General features: G+C 46.7%; 19 protein-coding genes and 1 other annotated feature. Of the genes, 4 read left to right on the top strand and 15 right to left on the bottom strand.

Annotation, left to right across the window (positions count from 1 at the left end; translation table 11 throughout):
- Nucleotides 1–37: 37 nt before the first annotated feature.
- The 7 genes from rsmB to gmk form a co-directional block, all read right to left on the bottom strand.
- Nucleotides 38–1,381 carry a 16S rRNA (cytosine(967)-C(5))-methyltransferase RsmB gene (gene rsmB / locus DIJ65_RS04515; RefSeq protein WP_117302748.1) on the bottom strand — a complete coding sequence of 448 codons (1,344 nt, stop codon included), beginning with the start codon at nt 1,379–1,381 and terminating at the stop codon, nt 38–40.
- Nucleotides 1,378–2,310: a methionyl-tRNA formyltransferase gene (fmt, locus tag DIJ65_RS04510; RefSeq protein ID WP_117302750.1), complete on the bottom strand. Its 933-nt coding sequence runs from the start codon at nt 2,308–2,310 to the stop codon at nt 1,378–1,380. The genes rsmB and fmt overlap by 4 nt, the downstream gene beginning before the upstream one ends.
- Complete coding sequence (def, locus tag DIJ65_RS04505) at nt 2,307–2,813, bottom strand: peptide deformylase (protein ID WP_117302752.1); 507 nt, start codon at nt 2,811–2,813, stop codon at nt 2,307–2,309. The genes fmt and def overlap by 4 nt, the downstream gene beginning before the upstream one ends.
- Nucleotides 2,814–2,832: 19 nt before the next feature.
- The gene (priA, locus tag DIJ65_RS04500; RefSeq protein WP_117302753.1) at nt 2,833–5,229 is read right to left on the bottom strand and encodes a primosomal protein N'; all 2,397 of its coding nucleotides are present in this window, start codon (nt 5,227–5,229) and stop codon (nt 2,833–2,835) included.
- Nucleotides 5,219–6,424, bottom strand: a complete 1,206-nt coding sequence (coaBC, locus tag DIJ65_RS04495; protein WP_117302755.1) for a bifunctional phosphopantothenoylcysteine decarboxylase/phosphopantothenate--cysteine ligase CoaBC — start codon at nt 6,422–6,424, stop codon at nt 5,219–5,221. The genes priA and coaBC overlap by 11 nt, the downstream gene beginning before the upstream one ends.
- 74 nt (nt 6,425–6,498) lie before the next feature.
- On the bottom strand, nt 6,499–6,723 hold the full coding sequence (gene rpoZ / locus DIJ65_RS04490) for a DNA-directed RNA polymerase subunit omega (protein WP_071152108.1): 225 nt from the start codon (nt 6,721–6,723) through the stop codon (nt 6,499–6,501).
- Nucleotides 6,723–7,343, bottom strand: coding sequence for a guanylate kinase (gmk, locus tag DIJ65_RS04485; RefSeq protein WP_071152107.1), 621 nt, complete (start codon nt 7,341–7,343; stop codon nt 6,723–6,725). Before gmk ends, rpoZ begins: the two co-directional genes overlap by 1 nt.
- Nucleotides 7,344–7,475: 132 nt before the next feature.
- Between gmk and DIJ65_RS04480 the strand changes: the two genes are divergently transcribed.
- The 3 genes from DIJ65_RS04480 (at nt 7,476) to DIJ65_RS04470 (ending at nt 11,118) form a co-directional block, all read left to right on the top strand.
- Nucleotides 7,476–9,140 carry an Rqc2 family fibronectin-binding protein gene (locus DIJ65_RS04480; protein WP_071152106.1) on the top strand — a complete coding sequence of 555 codons (1,665 nt, stop codon included), beginning with the start codon at nt 7,476–7,478 and terminating at the stop codon, nt 9,138–9,140.
- Between the two features lie 180 nt (nt 9,141–9,320).
- Complete coding sequence (locus DIJ65_RS04475; RefSeq protein WP_071152105.1) at nt 9,321–10,166, top strand: transporter substrate-binding domain-containing protein; 846 nt, start codon at nt 9,321–9,323, stop codon at nt 10,164–10,166.
- Nucleotides 10,167–10,440: 274 nt separating this feature from the next.
- The gene (locus DIJ65_RS04470) at nt 10,441–11,118 is read left to right on the top strand and encodes an amino acid ABC transporter permease (RefSeq protein WP_071152109.1); all 678 of its coding nucleotides are present in this window, start codon (nt 10,441–10,443) and stop codon (nt 11,116–11,118) included.
- A 393-nt stretch (nt 11,119–11,511) separates the two neighbouring features.
- On the opposite strand, the gene DIJ65_RS04465 is transcribed toward DIJ65_RS04470, so the two are convergent.
- The 7 genes from DIJ65_RS04465 to DIJ65_RS04435 all read right to left on the bottom strand — a co-directional run bounded on the left by DIJ65_RS04465 (nt 11,512) and on the right by DIJ65_RS04435 (nt 18,910).
- Nucleotides 11,512–11,943, bottom strand: a complete 432-nt coding sequence (locus tag DIJ65_RS04465; protein ID WP_117303617.1) for a VOC family protein — start codon at nt 11,941–11,943, stop codon at nt 11,512–11,514.
- 78 nt (nt 11,944–12,021) lie between these two features.
- Entirely contained in the window at nt 12,022–13,713 is a 1,692-nt protein-coding gene (gene argS / locus DIJ65_RS04460; protein WP_117303619.1) for an arginine--tRNA ligase, read from the bottom strand.
- Nucleotides 13,714–13,767: 54 nt separating this feature from the next.
- Nucleotides 13,768–13,973 (bottom strand) — a binding site (T-box leader).
- A 16-nt stretch (nt 13,974–13,989) separates the two neighbouring features.
- Complete coding sequence (locus DIJ65_RS04455) at nt 13,990–14,307, bottom strand: TIGR04104 family putative zinc finger protein (protein WP_117303615.1); 318 nt, start codon at nt 14,305–14,307, stop codon at nt 13,990–13,992.
- Nucleotides 14,308–14,340: 33 nt separating this feature from the next.
- The gene (locus tag DIJ65_RS04450; protein ID WP_117303613.1) at nt 14,341–15,672 is read right to left on the bottom strand and encodes a D-serine ammonia-lyase; all 1,332 of its coding nucleotides are present in this window, start codon (nt 15,670–15,672) and stop codon (nt 14,341–14,343) included.
- Nucleotides 15,673–16,019: 347 nt separating this feature from the next.
- Nucleotides 16,020–16,301 carry a hypothetical protein gene (locus DIJ65_RS04445; RefSeq protein ID WP_117303611.1) on the bottom strand — a complete coding sequence of 94 codons (282 nt, stop codon included), beginning with the start codon at nt 16,299–16,301 and terminating at the stop codon, nt 16,020–16,022.
- A gap of 155 nt (nt 16,302–16,456) precedes the next feature.
- Nucleotides 16,457–17,350, bottom strand: coding sequence for a DMT family transporter (locus tag DIJ65_RS04440; protein ID WP_117303609.1), 894 nt, complete (start codon nt 17,348–17,350; stop codon nt 16,457–16,459).
- A gap of 387 nt (nt 17,351–17,737) precedes the next feature.
- Nucleotides 17,738–18,910: an aminotransferase-like domain-containing protein gene (locus tag DIJ65_RS04435; RefSeq protein ID WP_230321458.1), complete on the bottom strand. Its 1,173-nt coding sequence runs from the start codon at nt 18,908–18,910 to the stop codon at nt 17,738–17,740.
- A gap of 501 nt (nt 18,911–19,411) precedes the next feature.
- On the opposite strand from DIJ65_RS04435, the gene DIJ65_RS04430 reads away from it, so the two are divergent.
- Nucleotides 19,412–19,735 (top strand): hypothetical protein, encoded by a 324-nt coding sequence (locus DIJ65_RS04430; RefSeq protein WP_117303605.1) that lies wholly within the window; start codon nt 19,412–19,414, stop codon nt 19,733–19,735.
- A gap of 319 nt (nt 19,736–20,054) precedes the next feature.
- Here DIJ65_RS04430 and DIJ65_RS04425 read toward each other — a convergent pair whose 3' ends face one another.
- The gene (locus DIJ65_RS04425; RefSeq protein WP_185959489.1) at nt 20,055–21,164 is read right to left on the bottom strand and encodes a flavin monoamine oxidase family protein; all 1,110 of its coding nucleotides are present in this window, start codon (nt 21,162–21,164) and stop codon (nt 20,055–20,057) included.
- Between the last annotated feature and the right edge of the window lie 28 nt (nt 21,165–21,192).

Below are 21,192 nucleotides of genomic sequence, written 5' to 3'. Positions count from 1 at the left end.
TACACCTCATCCCAAATCAATTAGAATTGCTGATTATTCAATCGGTTGTTTTTTTGCGGAAGGCAGCGATGAAAAAGCCATCGCTTCCGAAATCCTGCGGGAAAACCTGTACAAAGCCGGTGTGTTTGACACCAAGCGCTTCGGGCAATGAAACCTGGATTTTCTCCATTTCAGGGTGTTCCTTCAGGAACCTCTCAGCCGTTCCACGATTTTCCGTATTGTCGACCGTACAGGTACTGTAGACCAGTACGCCGTCCGGCTTCAGCAATTGAGACGCCTGATCCAGTAATTCAATCTGAATTTCCTGCAGCCGGCTGAAATCATCTTCTTTTTTCGTGTATTTAATGTCAGGTTTCCGTTTGATGACCCCAAGGCCGCTGCACGGAGCATCCACCAATATCCGGTCAAACTGCTCTTTTCCGAAGCGTTCCACGCTCTTTTTGCCATCGCCCACTTCGGTTTCTATGACGGAATGGCCCAGACGGTCTGCCGATTCCCGGATAAGCTTCACCTTATGCGGATGCAGATCCATTGAAAGAAGCGTGCCTTTGTTTTCCAGTTTTTCTGCGATATGCGTCGTTTTGCCTCCAGGGGCTGCACACATATCAAGGACCTTCATCCCCGGCTCAAGTTGAAGCGCATAGGACGGCAGCATCGAACTTTCGTCCTGGATGGTGATGAAGCCTTTTTCAAATGTTACGGTCCTTGCCGGTTGCCCCCCCGTCACCACCAGACATTCAGGGATGATTTTGCTGCGCACCGCTTCGAGCCCTTCGGATTCGAGCATTTCAATCACTTCATCGACGGTTGCTTTGACGGTATTGACACGAACAGTTTGGGACGGGATTTTGTTGTTTTCCAACGCCATTTCCCGCGTCTTTTCAAGACCGAATTGCTCGGCCCAGCGTTTGATCATCCAAGCCGGATGACTGGTCTCTATGGAGATTTTTTCAATCGGATCCGCAATCGTATTAAACGAACGCACTCCCGAACGCTGAACGGATCGAAGCACCCCGTTCACCAGGGAAGCGACTCCCCCGTGCCCCCGCCTTTTGGCGATTTCCACAGCTTCATGGATTACGGCATGGGAAGGTACGCGGTCCAGATAAACAATCTGGTACAGTGACATCCGCAAAAGCGTTTTGACCCACGGTTCCACTTTCCCTTTCAAAAAAGGCTCCAGATAATAATCCAAAGTCATTTGGTGCTGCAAAGTGCCATAAGTTATCTCGGTCAGCAAGCCGCGGTTTTTTGCCGAGATGCCATAGCTTTCGATGGTCTGATGCAGCAGCAGATTGCTGTAAGCCTGTTTGTTTTCCACAGCCCAAAGGATCGAAAATGCGGCGTCGCGGACATTGCCTTGCAATTTTTTATTTTTCATTCAAAAAAATCTCCCACCTGGACTTTAGGTCCGGTTAAATAATCTTTCGCTGTCATCCGCTTTTTGCCGGCCGGCTGCAATTCGGTAATGGCCAGTATTCCTTTTCCGGTCTGGACATGGATGGCGTCGTCGGCCAGTTTGACTACTTCGCCGGGTCTTCCTGTAGCCGCCGGTTCGATTATTTCGGTCCACCATATTTTCATCGTAGCTTCCTTGAAGCTCGTATAGGCCACCGGCCACGGATGGAGTCCCCGCACCTGATTGTATAATTCTTCGGCAGACCTGTTCCAGTCAATCCGCTCCTGCTCACGTGAAATATTGCGGGCATACGTCACCTTTGTTTCGTCCTGCGGAATGCGCTGGTTTGTGCCATCCAAAATGGAGGGCAGGGTCTCTTTCAATAATTCCGTTCCGGCTTCGCTGAGTTTATCGAACATGCTGCCGGTATGGTCGTGCTTTTCGATCGGCACAGATATTTGTGAAATAATAGCTCCGGCATCCAGACGGTTCACCATATACATGATGGTTACACCGGTTTCCGTTTTGCCATCGATGATTGCCTGGTGGATCGGCGCGCCCCCCCGATAATCCGGCAATAATGAGGCATGGACATTGATGGCACCAAATTTCGGCGTTTCCAAAATTTCAGTCGGCAGAATTTGTCCGAATGCCGCAGTTACCACTAAATCCGGTTCCAGATCCAGGACAACCTGCAGTTCTTCCGGGTTTTTCAATTTCTGCGGTTGATAGACAGGCAAGCCGAGTCGCAGCGCTTCTTCTTTAACCGGGGTCGGCGTCAGGACTTTCTTGCGTCCAACTGGCCGGTCCGGCTGTGTCACGACAGAAATCACGTCATAGCCCTCTTCAACAAGCATGCGGAGAATGGGAACTGAGAAAGCAGGCGTTCCCATAAAGACGATTTTTGTCAAATCTCTTCCTCCTCTTCCTGGGCGCGGATCATTTCATCCAACTCTTCCTGAGTGATGAATTTCGTGATTTTGCCGGTGAACAGGATGCCGTCCAAATGGTCCATTTCATGCAGGATGGCACGGGCTTCGTAACCTTCCGCTTCCAGTTCATACCAGGAGCCGTCGCGTTCCTGGGCTTTTATTTTGATGTGATCGTAGCGTTCCACTTCGCCAAAGACGCCCGGAAAACTCAGGCAGCCTTCGATATCCGTATCGGATCCTTCATAAAGAACCAGTTCAGGATTGATCATTTCAATCCGCTCCTGGCCTTCGCGAAAATCAACGATCGCTGCACGTACTGCAGTCCCGACCTGTGGGGCGGCAATGCCGACGCCATCAGCTTCTATCATCGTTTCGTGCATATCATCCAAAAGAACAGCCAGGTTGCTGTCGAATGTTGTTACAGGCGAACAAACTGTTTCCAGCACTTCGCTGGGGTGCTTCACGATTTTACGTATTGCCATTTTCAGTTCCTCATTTCTTCTACATCACCGAAGTCGGATTCATATCAATCGCCAAAGTCGCACCTTTTTTAAGCCATTCGGAGCGGTAGATTTTGATCAATTGCTGCATCACTTCAGTCAGTTTCGGTTCTTTTTTGTATTTTATCAAACATTGGTATCTATATCTATTGTTGACGCGGGCGACCAAAGATGCCGATGGCCCGATGATGAGCGTCCGGTCCGACAGCTGCTGCCGCAAATGTTCTACAGTCTGCTGCGCATATTCTGAAACGGTCATCAGGTCTTCATGCGTGAATTGGATATTCACCACATAATAATACGGAGGATAGCCGCTCGCACGCCTCATCGCCATTTCCTGGTCGAAAAACGGTTCGTATAATTGGTCTTTTGCCAACGTGATTGCATAATGCTCGGGTGTATAGGATTGGACATAGACAGTTCCGGGAAGCACATCCCGGCCGGCACGGCCGCTGACCTGAGTCAGCAACTGATAGGTTTTCTCCGCAGCCCGGAAATCCGGCAGATGCAGCGTGGTGTCAGCAGACAACACCCCGACCAGTGTGATATTCGGAAAATCCAGGCCTTTTGCAATCATCTGCGTGCCGAGGAGGATATCCGCTTTGCCTTCCCCAAAAGCATTGAGGATCTTTTCGTGGGCGCCTTTGTTTCTTGTCGTATCCACATCCATGCGCAATACGCGTGCTTCCGGTACCAGCTTCGCCAGCTCTTCTTCGACTTTCTGTGTGCCGGTTCCGAAAAAACGGATATGCTCGCTTTGGCATTCCGGGCACGTGTGCGGCACGCGTTCGTCGTATCCGCAATAATGGCATTTCATCGTCTCACTCGAACGGTGATAGGTCAGTGAAATATCACAATTCGGGCATTGCATGACGGTCCCGCAATCGCGGCAAAGAACAAAAGAAGAATAACCGCGCTTGTTCAGGAACAGCACGGTTTGCTCCCCTTTTTCCAGGCGGTCGCGGATGGCATCTGCCAACTGGACAGAAAACATGGAACGGTTGCCGGTTCTCAGCTCTTCCCGCATATCCACGATGTGAACGGCTGGCAAGGGCTGGTTTCTTGCGCGCTTTTCAAGCACGAGCAATTCGTAAACCCCTTTTTGCGCTCTTGCGTAGGACTCAAGTGAAGGGGTGGCGCTTCCGAGAATAACGGGACAATTATGGTATTCTCCCCGCCAAATGGCCATATCGCGCGCATGATAGCGCGGAGAATCGTCCTGCTTATAGCTGGATTCATGTTCTTCGTCGAGAATGATCAGTCCCAGATTTTCAAACGGCGCGAATATGGCGGACCTTGCTCCCACCGCGACTTTCACTTCACCGCGCTGGATTTTCCGCCATTCGTCGTATTTTTCCCCTGCTGACAATCCACTGTGGAGTACGGCAACCATGTCACCGAAACGTTCTTTAAAACGCAGCGTCATTTGGGGAGTCAGCGAAATTTCCGGCACCAGCATAATCGCTTCTTTGCCGCTCCTGAGCACCCGGTCGATTGTCTGTAAATATATTTCTGTTTTACCGCTCCCCGTAATACCGTGAAGCAGAAACGTTCTCGGGGTATTGAGTGATCCGGCGATGGCATCAAAAGCCCGCTGCTGGGCTTCCGTCAGCACCAGGTTCTCTTTTTTCTCGATTTTCGTCAGCATTTTTGGATCGCGGTATGTTTCGACATTCGACAGTTCAGCTGCACCTTTTTCAGCCAGGCTGTAAATGGTCGGCAACGTAACTCCCGCCAGTTTCTGCAGTTCAGAAGATTCAACCGCAAGTCCCGGATTCTTTTTCATGAAATCCATTAACTTCAGCTGTTGTTTCGCATTGCCCCGGATTTCAATGGATTCGAGCTTTTCAACAGAATCTGAAATATGAATCATCCGCACTTTTTTTACAGCGGTCTGCTGCTGGATGTTGGTGTCGGCGATGACCGTTCCTTTATCCATTTCTTTTTTCAATAAACCGAAGACTTCTTCTGCCTCCTGGCTGCGGATGAATGGCTTGTCTCCAAAATAAGGGTGCAGACGGGGATCAAGCTCTTCGAGTCCGGCGTTCAGCACAAAGCGCTTCTCGTATTTCGCACGCAGTGCTGCCGGCACCATGACCTGCAGCGCATCAATTTCAAAACAGACCGTCTGTTCTTTCATCCATTCAGCCATTTGGAGCAATTCCTTATTCAGCACCGGAACAACATCCATCAATTCGTGGATCGGTTTCATCCGGCCCGGATCGAAATCCGAGGTCTCTTTGATCCTGGTGATGAACCCCAGGACTTTTCTGGGACCAAAAGGCACTTTCACCCGCATGCCCTGCTCCGCCAATGCTGCCAATTTTTCCGGTACAGCATAATCGAAAGGACGGTCAATGGGGTGGGCAGCAACATCCACTATGACTTCAGCGATCATATTGCATTTCCCTTTCAATAATGAGCTTCAGTAATTGGCGCGCCAATTCCTGTTTCGGAAGCATTTCGAAGGATTTTTCGAAATCCTCTTTACCAAATACCGTCACTCGGTTGGTATCTGATTCGAATCCTGCCTGTGCTTCACTGACATCATTGGCGATGATGTAATCGGCATTTTTCCGTTGCAGTTTGTCTTTGGCGTATTGGCTGACGTCGTTCGTTTCAGCCGCAAAGCCAATGAGCACCTGGCCTTCCTTTTCCGTTCCCAGAAATTGGAGGATGTCTGTCGTGCGTTCCAAGTCAATGGAAGAATCGCCCTGCTGTTTTTTCATCTTTTGGCCGTGGACAATCTTTGGCCGGTAGTCGGCCACCGCAGCCGTCTTGATGACGACATCAGCGTCACTGAATTCTGCCTTTACTGCCTGCAGCATATCTTCGGCGCTTTCTGCAAAAATTCTTTTTACACCCCTTGGTGACGGCAATGATACCGGTCCGCTGATCAGAATGGTTTCCGCTCCCAATTCAGCGGCGGCCTCAGCCATAGCGTAACCCATTTTGCCGCTGGAGAAGTTTGTCAAAAAACGAACAGGATCGATGCGCTCCCGCGTGGGTCCCGCAGTGACGATCACTTTCTTCCCTTTAAGCAGCGGTTCGCGGCCCAGGAACTCGCCGACCAATTCCGTGATCTTCTCTGGTTCCTCAAGGCGCCCCTTTCCGACATAACCGCATGCCAGAAATCCTTCCGACGGCTCGATAAAACGGATGCCGTCTTCGTGCAGGCGTTCGATATTGCGCTTGACTGCCGGATGGTCATACATATGGACATTCATCGCCGGTGCAACCCAGATTGGCGCAGTTGCCGCAAGCAAAGTCGTTGTTGCCATATCATCTCCGATGCCGTTTGCCAGCTTGCCGATGACATTCGCCGTTGCTGGAGCCACGATGATCAGGTCCGCCCAGTCAGCGAGATCGATATGTGCTATGACCGAGGAATCTTTTTCATCAAACGTATCAAAATAGACATCATTTCTCGACATGACCTGGAAACTCAGCGGCTGGACAAACTGACGCGCGGATTCCGTCATGATAACTTTCACATCCGCTCCCGCCTGAGATAACTTACTGACCAGTGCAACTGCCTTGTAAACAGCGATTCCGCCGCTCACGCACAATAAAACCTTACGATTCGCCAACAATGAAAACACCCTTTCTAAACAACAAACTCCCAAAGAACAAATTTGCTCTGGGAGTCGTCAATTGTAATTAATGGTTAAATTTCGTCTTCATAAATTGCAGCTTCATCTTGGCGCACTTGCGTCAATTCGCCTGCCGCGATTTCTTCCAGAGCTTTTCCTACTGGTTTGACGGACACATAGTTCATCAGTTTCTCATCGCCATGTTCGTGCAACTGGCGGGCACGTTTGGAAGCGAGGGCCACCAACGAGTATTTCGAATCGATACGGCTTTTTAATTTGTCAACGGATGGGTATAACATCAGGCATTCTCCTTTAGCATATCAAAATATCTTTTTTCTACACGTTCGCGCTTGCAGTGTTCAGCAATGATGATGGCGTTGATGCGGTCACAGGCGTTTTCCACTTCATCATTCTCGACGACATAATCATACAGATTCATCATTTCGAGTTCCTGTCTCGCAGCACCCAGCCGCGAAGCAATGACTTCATCGGATTCAGTGCCGCGCCCGACGAGCCGTTCCTCAAGTTCGGACAGACTCGGTGGAGCCAGGAAGATGAACAGGCCATCCGGTACTTTTTCCCGCACCTGCGCAGCTCCCTGCACTTCGATTTCGAGGAACACATCCCGTCCCGCATCGCGCATTTTGTTGACATATTCCAGTGGTGTACCGTAATAATTTCCGACAAACTCTGCATATTCAAGCAATTGACCCTTTTCGATCAAATCCTCGAACTCGGTGCGTGTCTTAAAAAAGTAGTCGACTTCATCCACTTCGCCTTCGCGCGGCGACCGCGTCGTCATCGATATGGAGTATTCATAATTCGTATTCGGCTGTGAGAACAGCTCTTTTCTGACTGTGCCTTTGCCGACTCCGGAAGGCCCTGATAACACGATCAGCAGCCCGCGTTGTTTTCTCATTTCATTAACCACCTTAACCACCGCCATTATATCCGGTCTATATTCTTCGTTTTGTAACTAACTGTCTTATTATATCATAATACACACCAGAAATGATAAGATGGAACAAAACGATTTGAAAGAGGGATTTTCATGGCATTTGATGGATTATTTACAAACGCGATGACCAGCGAGCTACAGCAACTGGTCAGCGGAAGAATTTCAAAAGTTCATCAGCCCAACCAGCTTGAACTGCTGCTCCATATCCGTTCTCAAGGAAGCAACCATAAATTATTGATTTCGATTCACCCGTCCTATTCACGGATCCACGTAAGCAAAGAGGCGAACATCAACCCTTCTGAACCGCCGATGTTCTGTATGCTCCTGCGCAAACACATCGAGGGGGGCGTCATCACGGAAGTTTCGCAGCACGGCATGGACCGCCTCATTATCCTGAAGATCAAAGCGAAGGATGAAATCGGCGATGACATCGAACGGGAATTGCATGTCGAGATGATGGGCAGACATTCGAATGTCATCCTGGTCGACTCAAAGCGGATGATGATTCTCGACAGTCTGAAGCATCTGCCGCCAAGCGTCAATTCCTTCCGGACCATTTTACCGGGACAGCCATACATCTTTCCCCCGTCACAAAATAAAAAAGATCCGTTTACGAACAGCGAGGCACTCATCGGACTGGAAGAAAAAGAATTGGTCCAGTCCTTTGCCGGCTTTTCGCCATTGACTGCTCGTGAGCTGCATTTCCGCCTTTCAGCAGCGGATGATAAAAAATCCACTGTTGACGATTTCCTTCGGGATTTCAGCAGGGATGCACCCGTCGGCTATTTTGTCGAGCAGGACGGCAATAGTTATTTCTCTGCCACGCCGCTCCAGCACATTGCCGGCACCCGCCTGGACTTCCCGAATCTTGGTGAGCTGCTTGACCGCATGTACTATGCCAAAGCCGAGCGGGACCGCGTCAAGCAACAGGCCGGTGACCTGGAACGCTGGCTGCAGAACGAAATCGCCAAATTGAAGCTGAAACTGAAGAAACTGAAAAAAGAACAGGACAATGCCGAGAAGCGGGATCTTCTGCAATTGAACGGTGAATTGATCATGGCCAACCTTCATCGCATGAAAAAAGGCATGAAAGAAATCGAAGTGGACAATTATTATAATGAAGAAAAAGTATTGATCCATCTGGATCCGCGGAAAACACCGATTGAAAATTCCCAGAAATTCTATTCGCGCTACCAAAAGGCAAAAACCGCTGTCATCAAAACACGGGAGCAAATTGCAAAAACCGAAGACGACATCGCTTATTTCGAAACGCTGATGTCTCAGGTGCAGCAGGCCGGAATCTCGGATATAGCAGAAATCCGTGAAGAGCTTGCCGAACAGGGCTTCATGAAAGCGCAAAAGTCGAAGAAAAAGAAAAAACCGACAAAACCGAAAGTCGAACCTTATGTATCGAGCACCGGAATCCCGATTTCCGTCGGCAAAAACAATAAGCAGAATGATTATGTCACCTTCAAAGTGGCCGCCAAATCGGACACTTGGCTGCATACAAAAGATATTCCGGGTTCGCACGTCGTCATCCATTCCGACGAACCGGATGAAGAAACAATCCTGGAAGCGGCCTCCATCGCGGCTTACTTCAGCAAAGCGCGAGAATCCTCTTCTGTCCCCGTGGATTACACGGAAGTGCGCCAGGTGAAAAAACCGAACGGCGCAAAACCGGGATTTGTCATCTACTTTGAGCAAAAAACGGTGTTTGTCACACCGGACGAAGAACTGGTCATTAAATTGAAAAAATAATGAATAAAGAAACCGTCTCCCTTATGGTGAGGCGGTTTTTCATTTGTTTACATAATACTTTTATTTTATTATATATTTGGTGGAATGTTCTGTGATTTAAATATCAGTTTCTTTATATTGCCCTCGCTCTTTCTTAGTGCTATGTTTTTAAAGGACTATAATTTATGGAGGTAATTAGATATGAATAACACTAAAAAGATTTTCTTTGCCCCGGCTTTTTTGGCTGCTTCCACTCTTTTACTGGCAGCCTGCGGTGGAGAAAGTGAAAACTCTTCCGAAGAAGAAAAAACGGCATGGGACGAAATTCAGGAAGAAGGCAGTTTGACCGTTGCCACATCCGGTACCTTATTGGCTACATCTTTCCGCGACGAAGAATCCGATGAACTGACAGGATTTGAAGTGGAAGTTGCCCGCGAAGTGGCGGAACGCCTGGATCTTGAAGTCGAATTTAAAGAAATGGGCTTTGACGAAATGCTGTCAAGCGTGCAGACAGGCCAAGTCGATATTGCGGCCAACGACATTGAAATCACTGAAGACCGCGCTGAAGAATTCATCTTTTCCACACCGATCAAACATTCTTACGGAACAGCAGTTGTCCGAAAGGATGATTTGTCCGGAATTGAAACCCTCGAAGACTTGGAAGGCAAAAAAGCGGCTGGCGCATCAACCTCCATTTACATGGAAATCGCCCGCAGCTATGGCGCTGAAGAAGTGACTTACGATAATGCTTCCAATGAAGTGTATTTGCGTGATGTATCCATCGGACGCACAGATGTCATTTTGAATGATTATTACCTTTCAACTTTCGGAGTGGCTGCATTCCCGGATATGAACATCACCATTCACCCGGACATTAAATATGCTCCATCTGAAGTTGGCTTGGTCATGAACAAAGACAACGAAGAATTGGCGGAGAACGTCAATCGTGTGCTGGAAGAAATGCTGGAAGACGGCACCATCACTGAAATTTCAGAAGAATTCTTCGGCGGCGCGGATGTTTCTGTTAAGCCTGATATTGAAGAATAGAAAAGCGACAACGCCCGTTAAGCTCTGAAAGGCATAAGACGAAACAGCGAAGCGGCGTCCTTTGCCGCATAGCTGGGTCGGCTTATGACCCGAAGAGCTGGGCCGCTGGAGTCTGGACAAAGAAAAGCGACGGCACCCGTTTAGCTCTGAAAGGCATAAGACGAAACAGCGAAGCGGCGTCCTTTGCCGCATAGCTGGGTCGGCTTATGACCCGAAGAGCTGGGCCGCTGGAGTCTGGACAAAGAAATAACCCACTAAAATTTGGAGGGGTTCGATGAATGAAATTGAATGGGGATTGCTGTTCGATCCGGTTTTGGCGATCGAATCCCTCCCTTATGTGCTGGAAGGCATCTGGTACACATTGCTGATTTCAATGGTCAGCATGCTTTGCGGACTGGTGATCGGATTTTTCCTGGCGCTTGCCCGGACGTCTCCAAAAAAGATCATGCAATGGCCCGCAAGGCTATACATATCCTTTATGCGCGGTGTGCCGATTCTTGTCATCCTGTTCCTGCTCTACTTTGCAATGCCGGTTATCGGCATTGAATTTACCGCCGTGCAGGCTGCCTTGATCGGTTTCAGCATAAATTCTGCAGCTTATATTGCGGAAGTATTCCGCTCTTCGCTCGCTTCTGTCGACAAAGGCCAATGGGAATCATCAACAGCACTCGGCCTGACGTATTGGCAGGCGATGAGGCGCATCATCCTTCCGCAGTCCGTGCGGATCGCGGTGCCGCCGCTGTCAAACGTCTACCTGGATCTCATCAAAGCTTCTTCCCTGGCCGCGATGATCACGGTTCCCGAAATTTTTCAGAAAGCCCGCATCGTGGGTGCCCGGGAATACGATCTGCTGACCATGTTGATTCTGGTGGCACTCATCTACTGGGCAATCTGTTCGGTGATGACGGTTTTCCAGAATTACCTGGAGAAACGGTTTGCGGAGTATCTTTAAGAGCACACGACTGTTCAAGGCCAGCCACGAAAGCCGTGGCTGGCTTTTTTTCTGAAATGCGGTTGTTGTGTTGGAGTAATTTTGCTTTATATGAAAACTGCTAGTATCCCCCTTTAATTTCCATTATTATTTAGGCGCTGGCATCTTTATAAAGCATTTAGAATTTATCAGCGATTTTCTTTAGTTTATCAGCGATTTTTTTAGTTTTATCGGCGATTTTTTTAAGTTTATCGGCGATTTTTTAACGTTTATCGGCGATTCCTTAATCCCACTCGATAAAAACATAAAGAAAAAGCCCTCTATTTCATCACCATGAAATAGAGGGCTTTTTCTGTTAAATATTGGATCTGCCTAACCTAAGAAATAGCCAAATTCCAATACACTCAACTTTCTTCAAGCATAAAATTCCTCATCACCGTCATCATCGGTATCCGGCATATACATGACTTCCCACAAATGTCCGTCAATATCTTCGAAACTCCAGCCGTACATGAATTCGTTATCCATTTTATCGTTGGAAGCAGAAGCGCCTGCCGCCAATGCGTTGTTGACGATTTCATCGACGCCTGCCCGGCTGTCTGCCGTGATTGATACGATAACTTCCGTGCAAGCAGTGGAGTCGCATAATTGTTTGCCAGTGAAGCTTTTGAAATAATTTTCAACCAGCAGCATCACATACATATTCTTGCCAACAATCAAACAGGCCGCATTTTTATCCGTCATCTGTTCGTTGAATTCAAAACCGGTATTATTGAAAAACTCCATTGACTTGTCCAGGTCTTTAACAGGCATATTAATAAAAATATGGTTGGATTGGATCGCCATGGTTTTCTCCTTTCATTTTCCTCGGTTGCCTATAGTATTCGAGGGAAAGCGGAAGTGTCCTGCAAGAGCCGATAAATTTCACATTTCGACCGGCGCATGGATTCCGAGCAAGCGGAGGCTTTCCTTCAGCACCACGGTAACGGCGAAAACCAGAGCCAACCTTCCTTCCAATTGTTTGTCGTCCTCCAGCACTTTCACATGGCCGTAATATTTATTGAAATCCTGTGCCAGCTCTATCGCAAACCTGGCTATGACCGATGGTTCGCTTTGCTCAAAACTTTTATGGATCGTCTCCGGAAATGCCAGCAAATCCTTGATGACTTCCCAGCTATGAACGTCCTCAAGTCCAACCGGCGCGAGACCATCCGGCGCCATTCCCGATTTCCGCAGAATCGAGCAGGCCCTTGCATGGGTATACTGCACATAAGGCCCGGTTACACCTTCAAAACGCAGCATGGCTTCCAGTGAAAACTCGACGTTATTCTGCCGTTCCGTCTTCAGATCATGGAAGATCACTGCACCGACACCTACCATTTGGGCGGTTTCCGCTTTGTTCGCCAGTGCCGGATTCCGTTCTTCTATATTTTTTTCCGCAAGCTCGATCACTTCTTTTAACACCTGATCCAATAAAACCACTTTGCCTTTACGGGTCGACATCTTTTTCCCGTCTTTCAATATGAATCCGAATGAAATATGGTCCATCTCATCCGACCAGTCAAATCCCATCTTTTTCAGCGTCAGCTTTAATTGCCTAAAATGCAGCGTTTGTTCCTGCCCGACCACGTACAGCGATTTCGCAAACTGATAATGCTCTTTTCTGTACAAAGCGGCCGTCAGATCCCGAGTACCGTAAAGCGTTGCGCCGTCACTTTTCCTGATCAGAAACGGCGGAAGCCCTTCATCAGTCAAATCAACCACTTCCGCGCCTTGAGATTCCGTAAGCAAGTCATTCGTCTTCAGCAATTCGATGGTCGCAGCCATCTTATCGTTATAGAAGGCTTCACCGGCATACGAGTCGATATCCACTTCCAGCAGTTCATAAATCTTGCTGAATTCCTGCAACGATTCCTCTTTAAACCAGGTCCATAATTTTTCCGCTTCCCCGTCGCCATTCTCCAGTCGCCAAAACCACTTTCTGGCCTCGTCTTCCAGGCCAGGGTCACCTTCAGCTTCCTGGTGAAATTTAATATACAACGCCAATAATTCTGGAATTGGATTTTCTTTCACTGCCGCTTCATCGCCCCATTTCTTGTACGCGACGATCAACTTTCCGAACTGCGTGCCCCAATCTCCCAGATGATTGATACCAACTGCTTTATATCCGACTTTTTCAACGATTTTCGCCAATGAATTCCCGATGACCGTCGATCTCAGATGGCCCATCGAAAAAGGTTTTGCAATATTGGGGGATGAAAAGTCGATGGTGATATTTTTGCCTTGCCCGATGTTGCTCCCACCATAATCCGCTTGTACTTCCAGTATCGTTTCCAGCGTCTCGTTGCTGACGACTGATTTCTTCAGAAAACAATTCACATAGGGTCCTGCAGCAGCCACTCTTTCGAAAACAGGATGCGTTATCCGCTCCGCCAGCTCGCCAGCAATGATATGCGGTGCCTTTCCTTGGGTCTTCGCCAGTGAAAAACAGGGAAATGCCAAATCGCCCTGCCCTTCAAATTTCGGCTTTTCCACTAAACCCATTATGCTTTCCACAGACATGCTGCCATCCAGTTTTCCCGCAATTTCTTCGGCAAATAACTTGTTATAATCCATCATTTCTCTCCTCCATTTTCCCGGTGAAATAGAAAAATCCCATCTCTAATGTGAATTAGAGACGGGATTCCCGCGGTACCACTCTGATTGCCCGATAAACGGACCTGCTTGAAACGATAACGGCGCCAGCCGACCTGCCCTACTCAAAGTTCAGGCGGCTTCTCAGATATGCGGTTCGGTAAACTTCGGCCACCGGGCTCCCACCCTCCCCGGCTCGCTTGGACACTCCATATACCTACTCTTATCTTCCCAGAATTTTTATGTATTTTTGTTATCTTACCGATTTCCATTATTTGTGTCAATACTTGATTTGGCTTTTTCATACTTGAGAAGAAACGGTAAACCAAGTGAAACCAGGGCAACAACAGCTGCTATCGGCAGCACGACTTCCCCCAGTCCAAGGTTCTGCATGAAGATCGTTATATAAATCACAGGCACCAGCAACAATAGAGTCGCCAGCAACCGGGAGGCACTGGCAACTTTATGTACCGTTGCGCAATTCCGGCACGTCACCGGCCGAAAAGCGAGCCACAATGACTTATAAAACTGGTTCCATTTGAAAGGTTGATTGCACTCTGCACATCTTTGCATCATTCCGGCTCCTTCTTGCTTCAAGAAAATGAATCTTTATTCTCGTAAATTCTTGCCTCTTTGGTACATCGCCTGCATCTGTTCCTCAGGCACCAATGCGCCGCCGGTTGACCAGGCAATGTGCACAGCCTTTTCGGGATCCACGCCAAGGGAAGACAAATAGTTCTCTTCGCTCAACTTCACCGGTCCGAGTAGAGACGATGCGGCGGATGGCTCGACAAAAATGTCATCACCATCGGCCAGAATCGCCAATAAGCGATATAACTCCTCATCTTCAAGAGTATAAACGCCGCTGATCAGTTTTTCACTAATTGACGAAGCGAAACTCGATGGCCTGCCGACGGCAAGACCGTCCCCTTCTGTCAAATTGTCGATTCCGAAATCCTGGACGCATACTTTTTCCTTTTCACCTGTCATCAAGCCAATTAGGACAGACGGCGAATGGGTCGGTTCCACAAAGAAACAATGGACGGCATCCCCGTAAATCTCCTTGAGCCCGAACGTGATGCCACCCGGCGACCCGCCGACACCGCATGGCAAATAAACGACAAGTGGATGTTCGGCATCCACTTTGATATCCAGCTCATCCAATTGTTTTTTCAGCCGGAAAGCCGCGGTACTGTAACCGAGGAACAGGTGCTTCGAATTTTCATCATCGACAAAATAAGCCATCGGGTTCTCTTTTGTCTGTTGGCGTCCTTCGAGAATGGCTTCACCAAAATCGCCTTCAAATTCGTGGACAATGGCGCCTTTGGACCGGAGTAAATCTTTCTTCCACGCCTTCGCATCCGCAGACATATAAACCGACACTGAAAATCCGAGCTCCGCACTGATGATGCCGATGCTGAGCCCGAGATTGCCGGTCGAACCCACGCCTATGGAATACTGGCTGAAGAAATCCTTAAATTCCCTGGAAGCAAACTTGCTGTAATCATCACCTTCAGTGATCATGCCATTCTCCAGCGCCAATTGCTCCGCATGGTGCAGCACTTCATAAAAGCCGCCGCGTGCTTTGATCGACCCCGCCACCGCCAGTTCGTTGTCACATTTCAGAAACAGCCTGCCGGGAATTGTTGTGCTGTAAGAAGATTCGATAATGTCTTTGGTGTTTTCGATTTCTTTCAATGGTGACTCGATGATTCCTCCAGCTTCTGCCGTTTCAGGAAACGCTATTGCCAAAAATGGCGCAAACCGCTGCCATAGCTCCTCCGCTCCCTGCATTTCTTCTTTCGTTACAGCCAGTTGCCCGATATCCGATGTTTTCGTTTGACTTGGATTCAGCCAGAACACCGGCCGAAAATCCATCACGTCGGATAATAAAGGGTACTTCTGCTGCCAATCGTTGAGTTGCTGTTGCGTAACTGCCATTGGAATCATCCTTTCTGCTGAGTGACTAGCTTCTCTCCTCATCATACATGAAAAAGTTGTTGATTTCAGGTTCTGTTCTGCAGCTGAAAAATACTTTCGGGAGGAATTTATAATGAAGAACGGGAGTCAGTCAAGAAATCGAAACAATACGAAATACATCCTATAAATATTCTTCAATTACCTATCTGGCATTACTCGCAAAGCTGAGATTACGGGTTATTCGCAAAATTCATAATTCAAAAATTTACACAATAATTAACTATCCGTTAAAAATATAAGTTCAAAAAAACCAGAAACTTAATTGCTAAGTTTCCGGTGCACTACACAATAATCATTTTTATAAATCACTATATTATAAAATACAACAAGATGGCCCCGATAAAATTAGGTAAAGCAATCAGTAAGATAGTGTTTGATACATTGATTGCGTTATCTAATTTTATAACGGCTAAATTTCCCAGTACTGGCGCAGAGGAGCTGATGAAACCCGTTTTTAAGAAACCTCCGATTAAAATGCCGACAAGCCCTATTATTCCGGTCACATTCATCGCGATTTCCAAATCATTTTGCAGCACGAACAAAACAGTTACTATAACAAAAATTACGATTCCGAGTATAATTCTTTTCACATAAGAGCCTCCTACCCTAATCTATCCCCTTACAATTATCCATATCTAATAATTCACCTTAAATAACTTGCATACCAACCAGGTTAACTTGGTCAGGCTATGGCAAGTAAGCTATCTGTATTAAAGTAATCATACCTGAATTTCCCCATTTTTCTCTAGGGCAGAACTTTTTCCGGCAGTTCCTGTTTCGACGGTTTTTCGGGCCAGTTAACCAGGAAAATGCCTGAGAAAATCAGCGCCCCTCCAATTGCCAGTGACCACCCCACTTGTTCATCCAGCAATAACCAACCCGATATTACACCGAAAAATGGCGCGAGAAACAAAAATGCACTGACTTTTCCGGGATGTTCTTTTTTCAGCAGGAAAAACCAAATGGCAAATTGAACGATGGAAGCGGGAATTGTGAGCCATATTAGAATGGATATTGAAGCCGTATTAATCACCAGCATAGAATCTTCCAGTAATGCACTGCCTGCCAGTAAGATCAAACCGCCGAACAACATCTGATAAGCCGTTAATACCCACGTATCGAACAACTCGCCCCATTTCTTAATCAGCAATGTGCCGATTGCCCACGATATTGCACTGAGAAATCCGAGAAGAGTTCCTACCTCCAGATTCAAATGGCTTCCCATCGTAATAAACACTCCTGCAAAGCCTACCAGAACCCCTCCCCACTGAACCGGCCGGTAATGGATCCCCATCAGCAATGTGCCGAAAATGACCACAAGCAGCGGGTTTGTAAAAGTCAAAATTGCAGACTCACCCGCAGTGATTGTACGCAAACTCAGAAAGATTGCTCCCATCACCCCCGCCGTTTGGACAGCCCCTACTGTGGCCATCCGAAGCCAGTCCGCTGCATTTCTTGGATGTGACCTTTTAAATAATAAGACAAAAGCTGCCATTAAAATTCCAGCCATAGTAAAACGCAGACCGACAAGCAACAATGGGGAAAAATAGGACAAGCCAATTTTCCCTACTGCAAAGGAAGACCCCATCAAACTGGTCGTCGTTACGATGAGAAGTGCAAAAATTAACTTATTTTTCAAATCCGCGTCCTCCCTTCCACTTCATATTACGACAAGGATTTTCATTGTGAAAGAAGACGCATAACAATCTGTTGAAGTGAAATTGGATATTGCCAATTATGAATGTAACGAAGAGACAATCACCATCACTCCAGCTACAAATGATGTGTGGATTAATCAGGAACTGATCCAGAAGTGCTTTCATATTTTAAAAATACGCTTTCTAAGAAAAAAGGAAGAGTAGCGCGCTTTATGCTGCAATACACTTCCACCATTATATTAAATAAGTTGGGATCTGTTGCGTATCTTAAACTCACCCCTCTTTTTCACACTTTAAAATTTCTATATAGAATAATCCACCTACATATTTCACACTATTTATAGCTTTCAGGAAAGGCAATTAACGGATTACTTCACCGCTGCTTCTGTTCTTAATTCCAGATGAAGTACTTCCCCGATACGCTTCATGCCTTCAATAATCCGCTCTTCAGAAGCATTTGAAAAATTTAGGCGAAGTGCATTGCTTTGTGACTCGGTTGCGAAAAATGCCTCTCCAGGAAGCACAGCCACACCCTGTTCAAGGCACGCTACCGAGATCTTTCTGGCATCAATGGTGTCGGGAAGTTCCACCCATATAAACAGTCCGCCTTCCGGTTTCACGCAGGTAACAGCTTCAGGGAAGTATTGGCTTACGCATGAATACATTGTGTTGCATCTGTCAAGATAAGCGGTGTTTACCTTTTTGATATGCTCATTGATGTCGTTCTGTTCCATATACTTTGAGGTAAGCCGTTGTGCAAAGCCATCGGAATGCATATCTGCTGATTCCTTGAATGCCCTATACTTTTCAATTACCACTTCATCCGCACAAATCCAGCCAAGCCGAAGCCCCGGTGCCAGTATCTTAGAAAAAGAACTCATATAAATGACACGGCCTTCTGTATCAAAATGCTTGATTGGCAAGATTGGTGTTCCGGAAAAGCGGATGGCGCCATACGGATTATCTTCCAGAATAAGTACGTCGTATTGTTGAGCCAGCTCCAGCATTCGTTTTCTTCTTTCCAGACTGAGCGTGCGGCCGGTCGGGTTCTGGAAATCGGGAATGGTATAGATAAATTTCGCATCTGGATTCTCCTGAAGCTGTTGTTCCAACACTTCCATGAGCATGCCGTTTTCATCCATCTCGACGTCTACAATATTGGCGTTGCAGATGTTGAAAACGTTAAGCGCAGCCAGATAAGTCGGGCTTTCACATATGACCGTATCGCCCTCCTCAAGAAGCAGGCGCCCCGTCAGATCAATCGCCTGCTGGGAACCTGACGTAATCATAACTTGATCCAGATTCGCCTGTATGCCGATTTCTTCCATTCGCTCGAGGGTTTTGCTGCGGAGTGGGCTGTAACCCTCAGTAGGACTGTATTGAAGGGAAACCGGTCCATCTTCAGTAAAAACAGCTTCACTTGCTTTTTTCAGTGCCTCAACAGGGAAAAGTTCAGGAGCTGGCAGACCGCCAGCGAAAGATATCAAATCTGGTTGTTCTGCGGCTGTTAAGATGATTCGCATATCCGAGGGTTTCATCATATTAGCTCTCCTGGTAAATTTATGAATCATTAAATCATCCTCCTATGTACAGTGATTGTATAAATCAACTATATTATTATTCCATTCGATTATTATTAATAAACGGTTCAAACGAATGCAACAACTCTATAGTAAATAACTTAGATCGGTGACTCCTTATCAGATAATAGAATTACCTCCTATTTCCTTAAGGAATCATATTACACTAATTTCACACTCAATATGCGCTTAGTGTTTAAGTTTTTATCTTAATTTGATCTAACTTCAATATCGATTTCATTTTTAAAACTATACTATCCCGGAAAGAGAGCTGCACTCCAAAATCTCAGGCGGTGTTATGACTTTAATGAGAATATCAGCACGCCTTCTAATTTCCAAATAGTTGAAACTATTATTATCCATCACCATAAAGACTTAAGAAGACTTTTATAAACCCAACCATTTTATCGATAGCTCCTCCTTTTTCGGCAATAGAAATTCAGAACCCCAGGAGGAAAACTGATGAAGCAAGCAATTATTTTCACTATAACTGTCCTGGTTCTTGGAATAGTAAATTGGTTGATCTCCTCTCTGTTCAATCTGAATTTCATTGACGTTTCTATTCCGCTGGGAGTGGTCTGCGTTGGTTTTGCTCATAGTTTCACTGGTGGAACCAACCCTTATGTGCGGCAATCAGATATGCAAACACGAGGTGAAACCGGCATTCGAATGCCATTTACAAATAAAGCAGCACGTACTTCTTTTGTCTTTTTCGGTTCTCTTGCTTATTTTCTGTTTGCACTCATTCTGACATTCTTCTTTTACAGGGAGTATTTCATCGGATAATGACAGCTGCTTAAAATCCATTCGCTAAAAAGGCTTTTCTTGAAAAATGAATGCAATAAATCTTAATGTTGATATTTTGTTTTATTCAAACTAACCTTCCTTTAAAAAATATACCAAAAAAAGCCGTAAAGAATCGATTTCGATTCTTTACGGTTTTGTTAACAGCCTAACTAACATCTATCTAACCTGCGTATAAGCTTATCCACAAAAATTGTCGGCATGATATTCACTAAGCAGAATTGTAAATTTATACCGAGTTATTAAAACATGACATAAAAATCTGCTATTAATTTTTTATAACAGGACTGTCGGGTTTATTTTAAAGCACTTTGTTTTTTAATTCAGTGATTCTTACAACTGCTTGTTCAGCCGAGTAAATTGCACCTTCAAGGTGTCCGCCGAACTGCGGGCTCGATTCAGTGCCGGCAAATAGAATTTTGTCTTCCCATATTCCCGCTTGCGGCGGCTTCCCATATGCCGGAAAATCCCTCAGCGGAATAGAGTCATCCTTCACAGCCGTCTCAGCATCACTGGACCAGTCCTTGTAAAAAATCGAACGTACATTTTTGGCATCGGGTCCAAAAAGACGTACCAATTGTTCAATGACCATTCCTTTAAGTTCATCCTCTCCAAGCTCATGGCGCATAGCTGCCTGCATGCCAAAGAAACCGAATAGTGCTCCTGGTCCTTGAACAGGAGAAGCATCGTGAATTTCCTGCAAAGGACCGACCCAGCTCGTTGCAAAGCCGGAAAGTCCAGCATCTCTCCAAAAAGGACGTTCATAAACAGCAACTACCTTCGCCTGGCCGGCCATCCAAGTAGGCTTATTATGTAAATCCGTCATTACTTCTGCAGGCAGCGAAGGCGAGAATTCAATGTGTTGGGCTACAATCCGGGGTGGCAAAGCTAAAATGACAGCACTTGCAGAAACTTCTTCTTTTTTTCCATTAATAAGCTTTGTTTCAATTCTAATAGCGCCAGCTTGGTCTAACCGAATGGCTGTAACGCGCTTCCCTAATTCGACTGTACCTGGCTGAAGCGTCTTCTCAACAGCATCAATTAGGGATTGGACACCTCCAGTAAATCGCCTGGATCTTTCCATGGAGCCTTCAGGCAAAACTAAACGTTGTAATGGTCCATTTAGGCTTCGCTCTGAAACCATGGCGCCATCAGTGTATTGATCAAACGTCTCCAGATTCAGACGGTCGACAAGGCCACCGATTATCTTCTCGTATTGCGGCCAAAACCAGGTCGGTCCCAAATCAAATTGTTTCGATTCTGCTCTGTCGGGATCGTCTATACTTAAAACTCTTCCCCCTATCCGATCTCTTGCTTCCAAAACTCGACAGGCAATACCCTGTTCCGTAAGTAATGAGGCTGTATGGAGGCCGCTTAAACCAGCGCCGATAATAACTATAGGATGCTTCACATTCATTGCTCCTTCCAACTGTTTTTTT

The sequence above is a fragment of the Planococcus salinarum genome (assembly GCF_007004625.1).
Taxonomy (GTDB): Bacteria; Bacillota; Bacilli; order Bacillales_A; family Planococcaceae; genus Planococcus; species Planococcus salinarum.
This window is presented reverse-complemented; position numbering and strand designations above follow the sequence as displayed.

What these genes read in the sequence shown, in the direction of transcription:
- rsmB (WP_117302748.1), bottom strand. Translation starts at nt 1,381, where the DNA reads ATGAAAAATAAAAAATTGCAAGGCAATGTCCGCGACGCCGCATTTTCG.
- def (WP_117302752.1), bottom strand. Translation starts at nt 2,813, where the DNA reads ATGGCAATACGTAAAATCGTGAAGCACCCCAGCGAAGTGCTGGAAACA.
- DIJ65_RS04480 (WP_071152106.1), top strand. Translation starts at nt 7,476, where the DNA reads ATGGCATTTGATGGATTATTTACAAACGCGATGACCAGCGAGCTACAG.
- DIJ65_RS04435 (WP_230321458.1), bottom strand. Translation starts at nt 18,910, where the DNA reads ATGATGAAACCCTCGGATATGCGAATCATCTTAACAGCCGCAGAACAA.
- DIJ65_RS04450 (WP_117303613.1), bottom strand. Translation starts at nt 15,672, where the DNA reads ATGGCAGTTACGCAACAGCAACTCAACGATTGGCAGCAGAAGTACCCT.
- argS (WP_117303619.1), bottom strand. Translation starts at nt 13,713, where the DNA reads ATGGATTATAACAAGTTATTTGCCGAAGAAATTGCGGGAAAACTGGAT.
- gmk (WP_071152107.1), bottom strand. Translation starts at nt 7,343, where the DNA reads ATGAGAAAACAACGCGGGCTGCTGATCGTGTTATCAGGGCCTTCCGGA.
- DIJ65_RS04465 (WP_117303617.1), bottom strand. Translation starts at nt 11,943, where the DNA reads ATGGCGATCCAATCCAACCATATTTTTATTAATATGCCTGTTAAAGAC.
- DIJ65_RS04430 (WP_117303605.1), top strand. Translation starts at nt 19,412, where the DNA reads ATGAAGCAAGCAATTATTTTCACTATAACTGTCCTGGTTCTTGGAATA.
- DIJ65_RS04470 (WP_071152109.1), top strand. Translation starts at nt 10,441, where the DNA reads ATGAATGAAATTGAATGGGGATTGCTGTTCGATCCGGTTTTGGCGATC.
- DIJ65_RS04455 (WP_117303615.1), bottom strand. Translation starts at nt 14,307, where the DNA reads ATGATGCAAAGATGTGCAGAGTGCAATCAACCTTTCAAATGGAACCAG.
- DIJ65_RS04475 (WP_071152105.1), top strand. Translation starts at nt 9,321, where the DNA reads ATGAATAACACTAAAAAGATTTTCTTTGCCCCGGCTTTTTTGGCTGCT.
- priA (WP_117302753.1), bottom strand. Translation starts at nt 5,229, where the DNA reads ATGATCGCTGAAGTCATAGTGGATGTTGCTGCCCACCCCATTGACCGT.
- rpoZ (WP_071152108.1), bottom strand. Translation starts at nt 6,723, where the DNA reads ATGTTATACCCATCCGTTGACAAATTAAAAAGCCGTATCGATTCGAAA.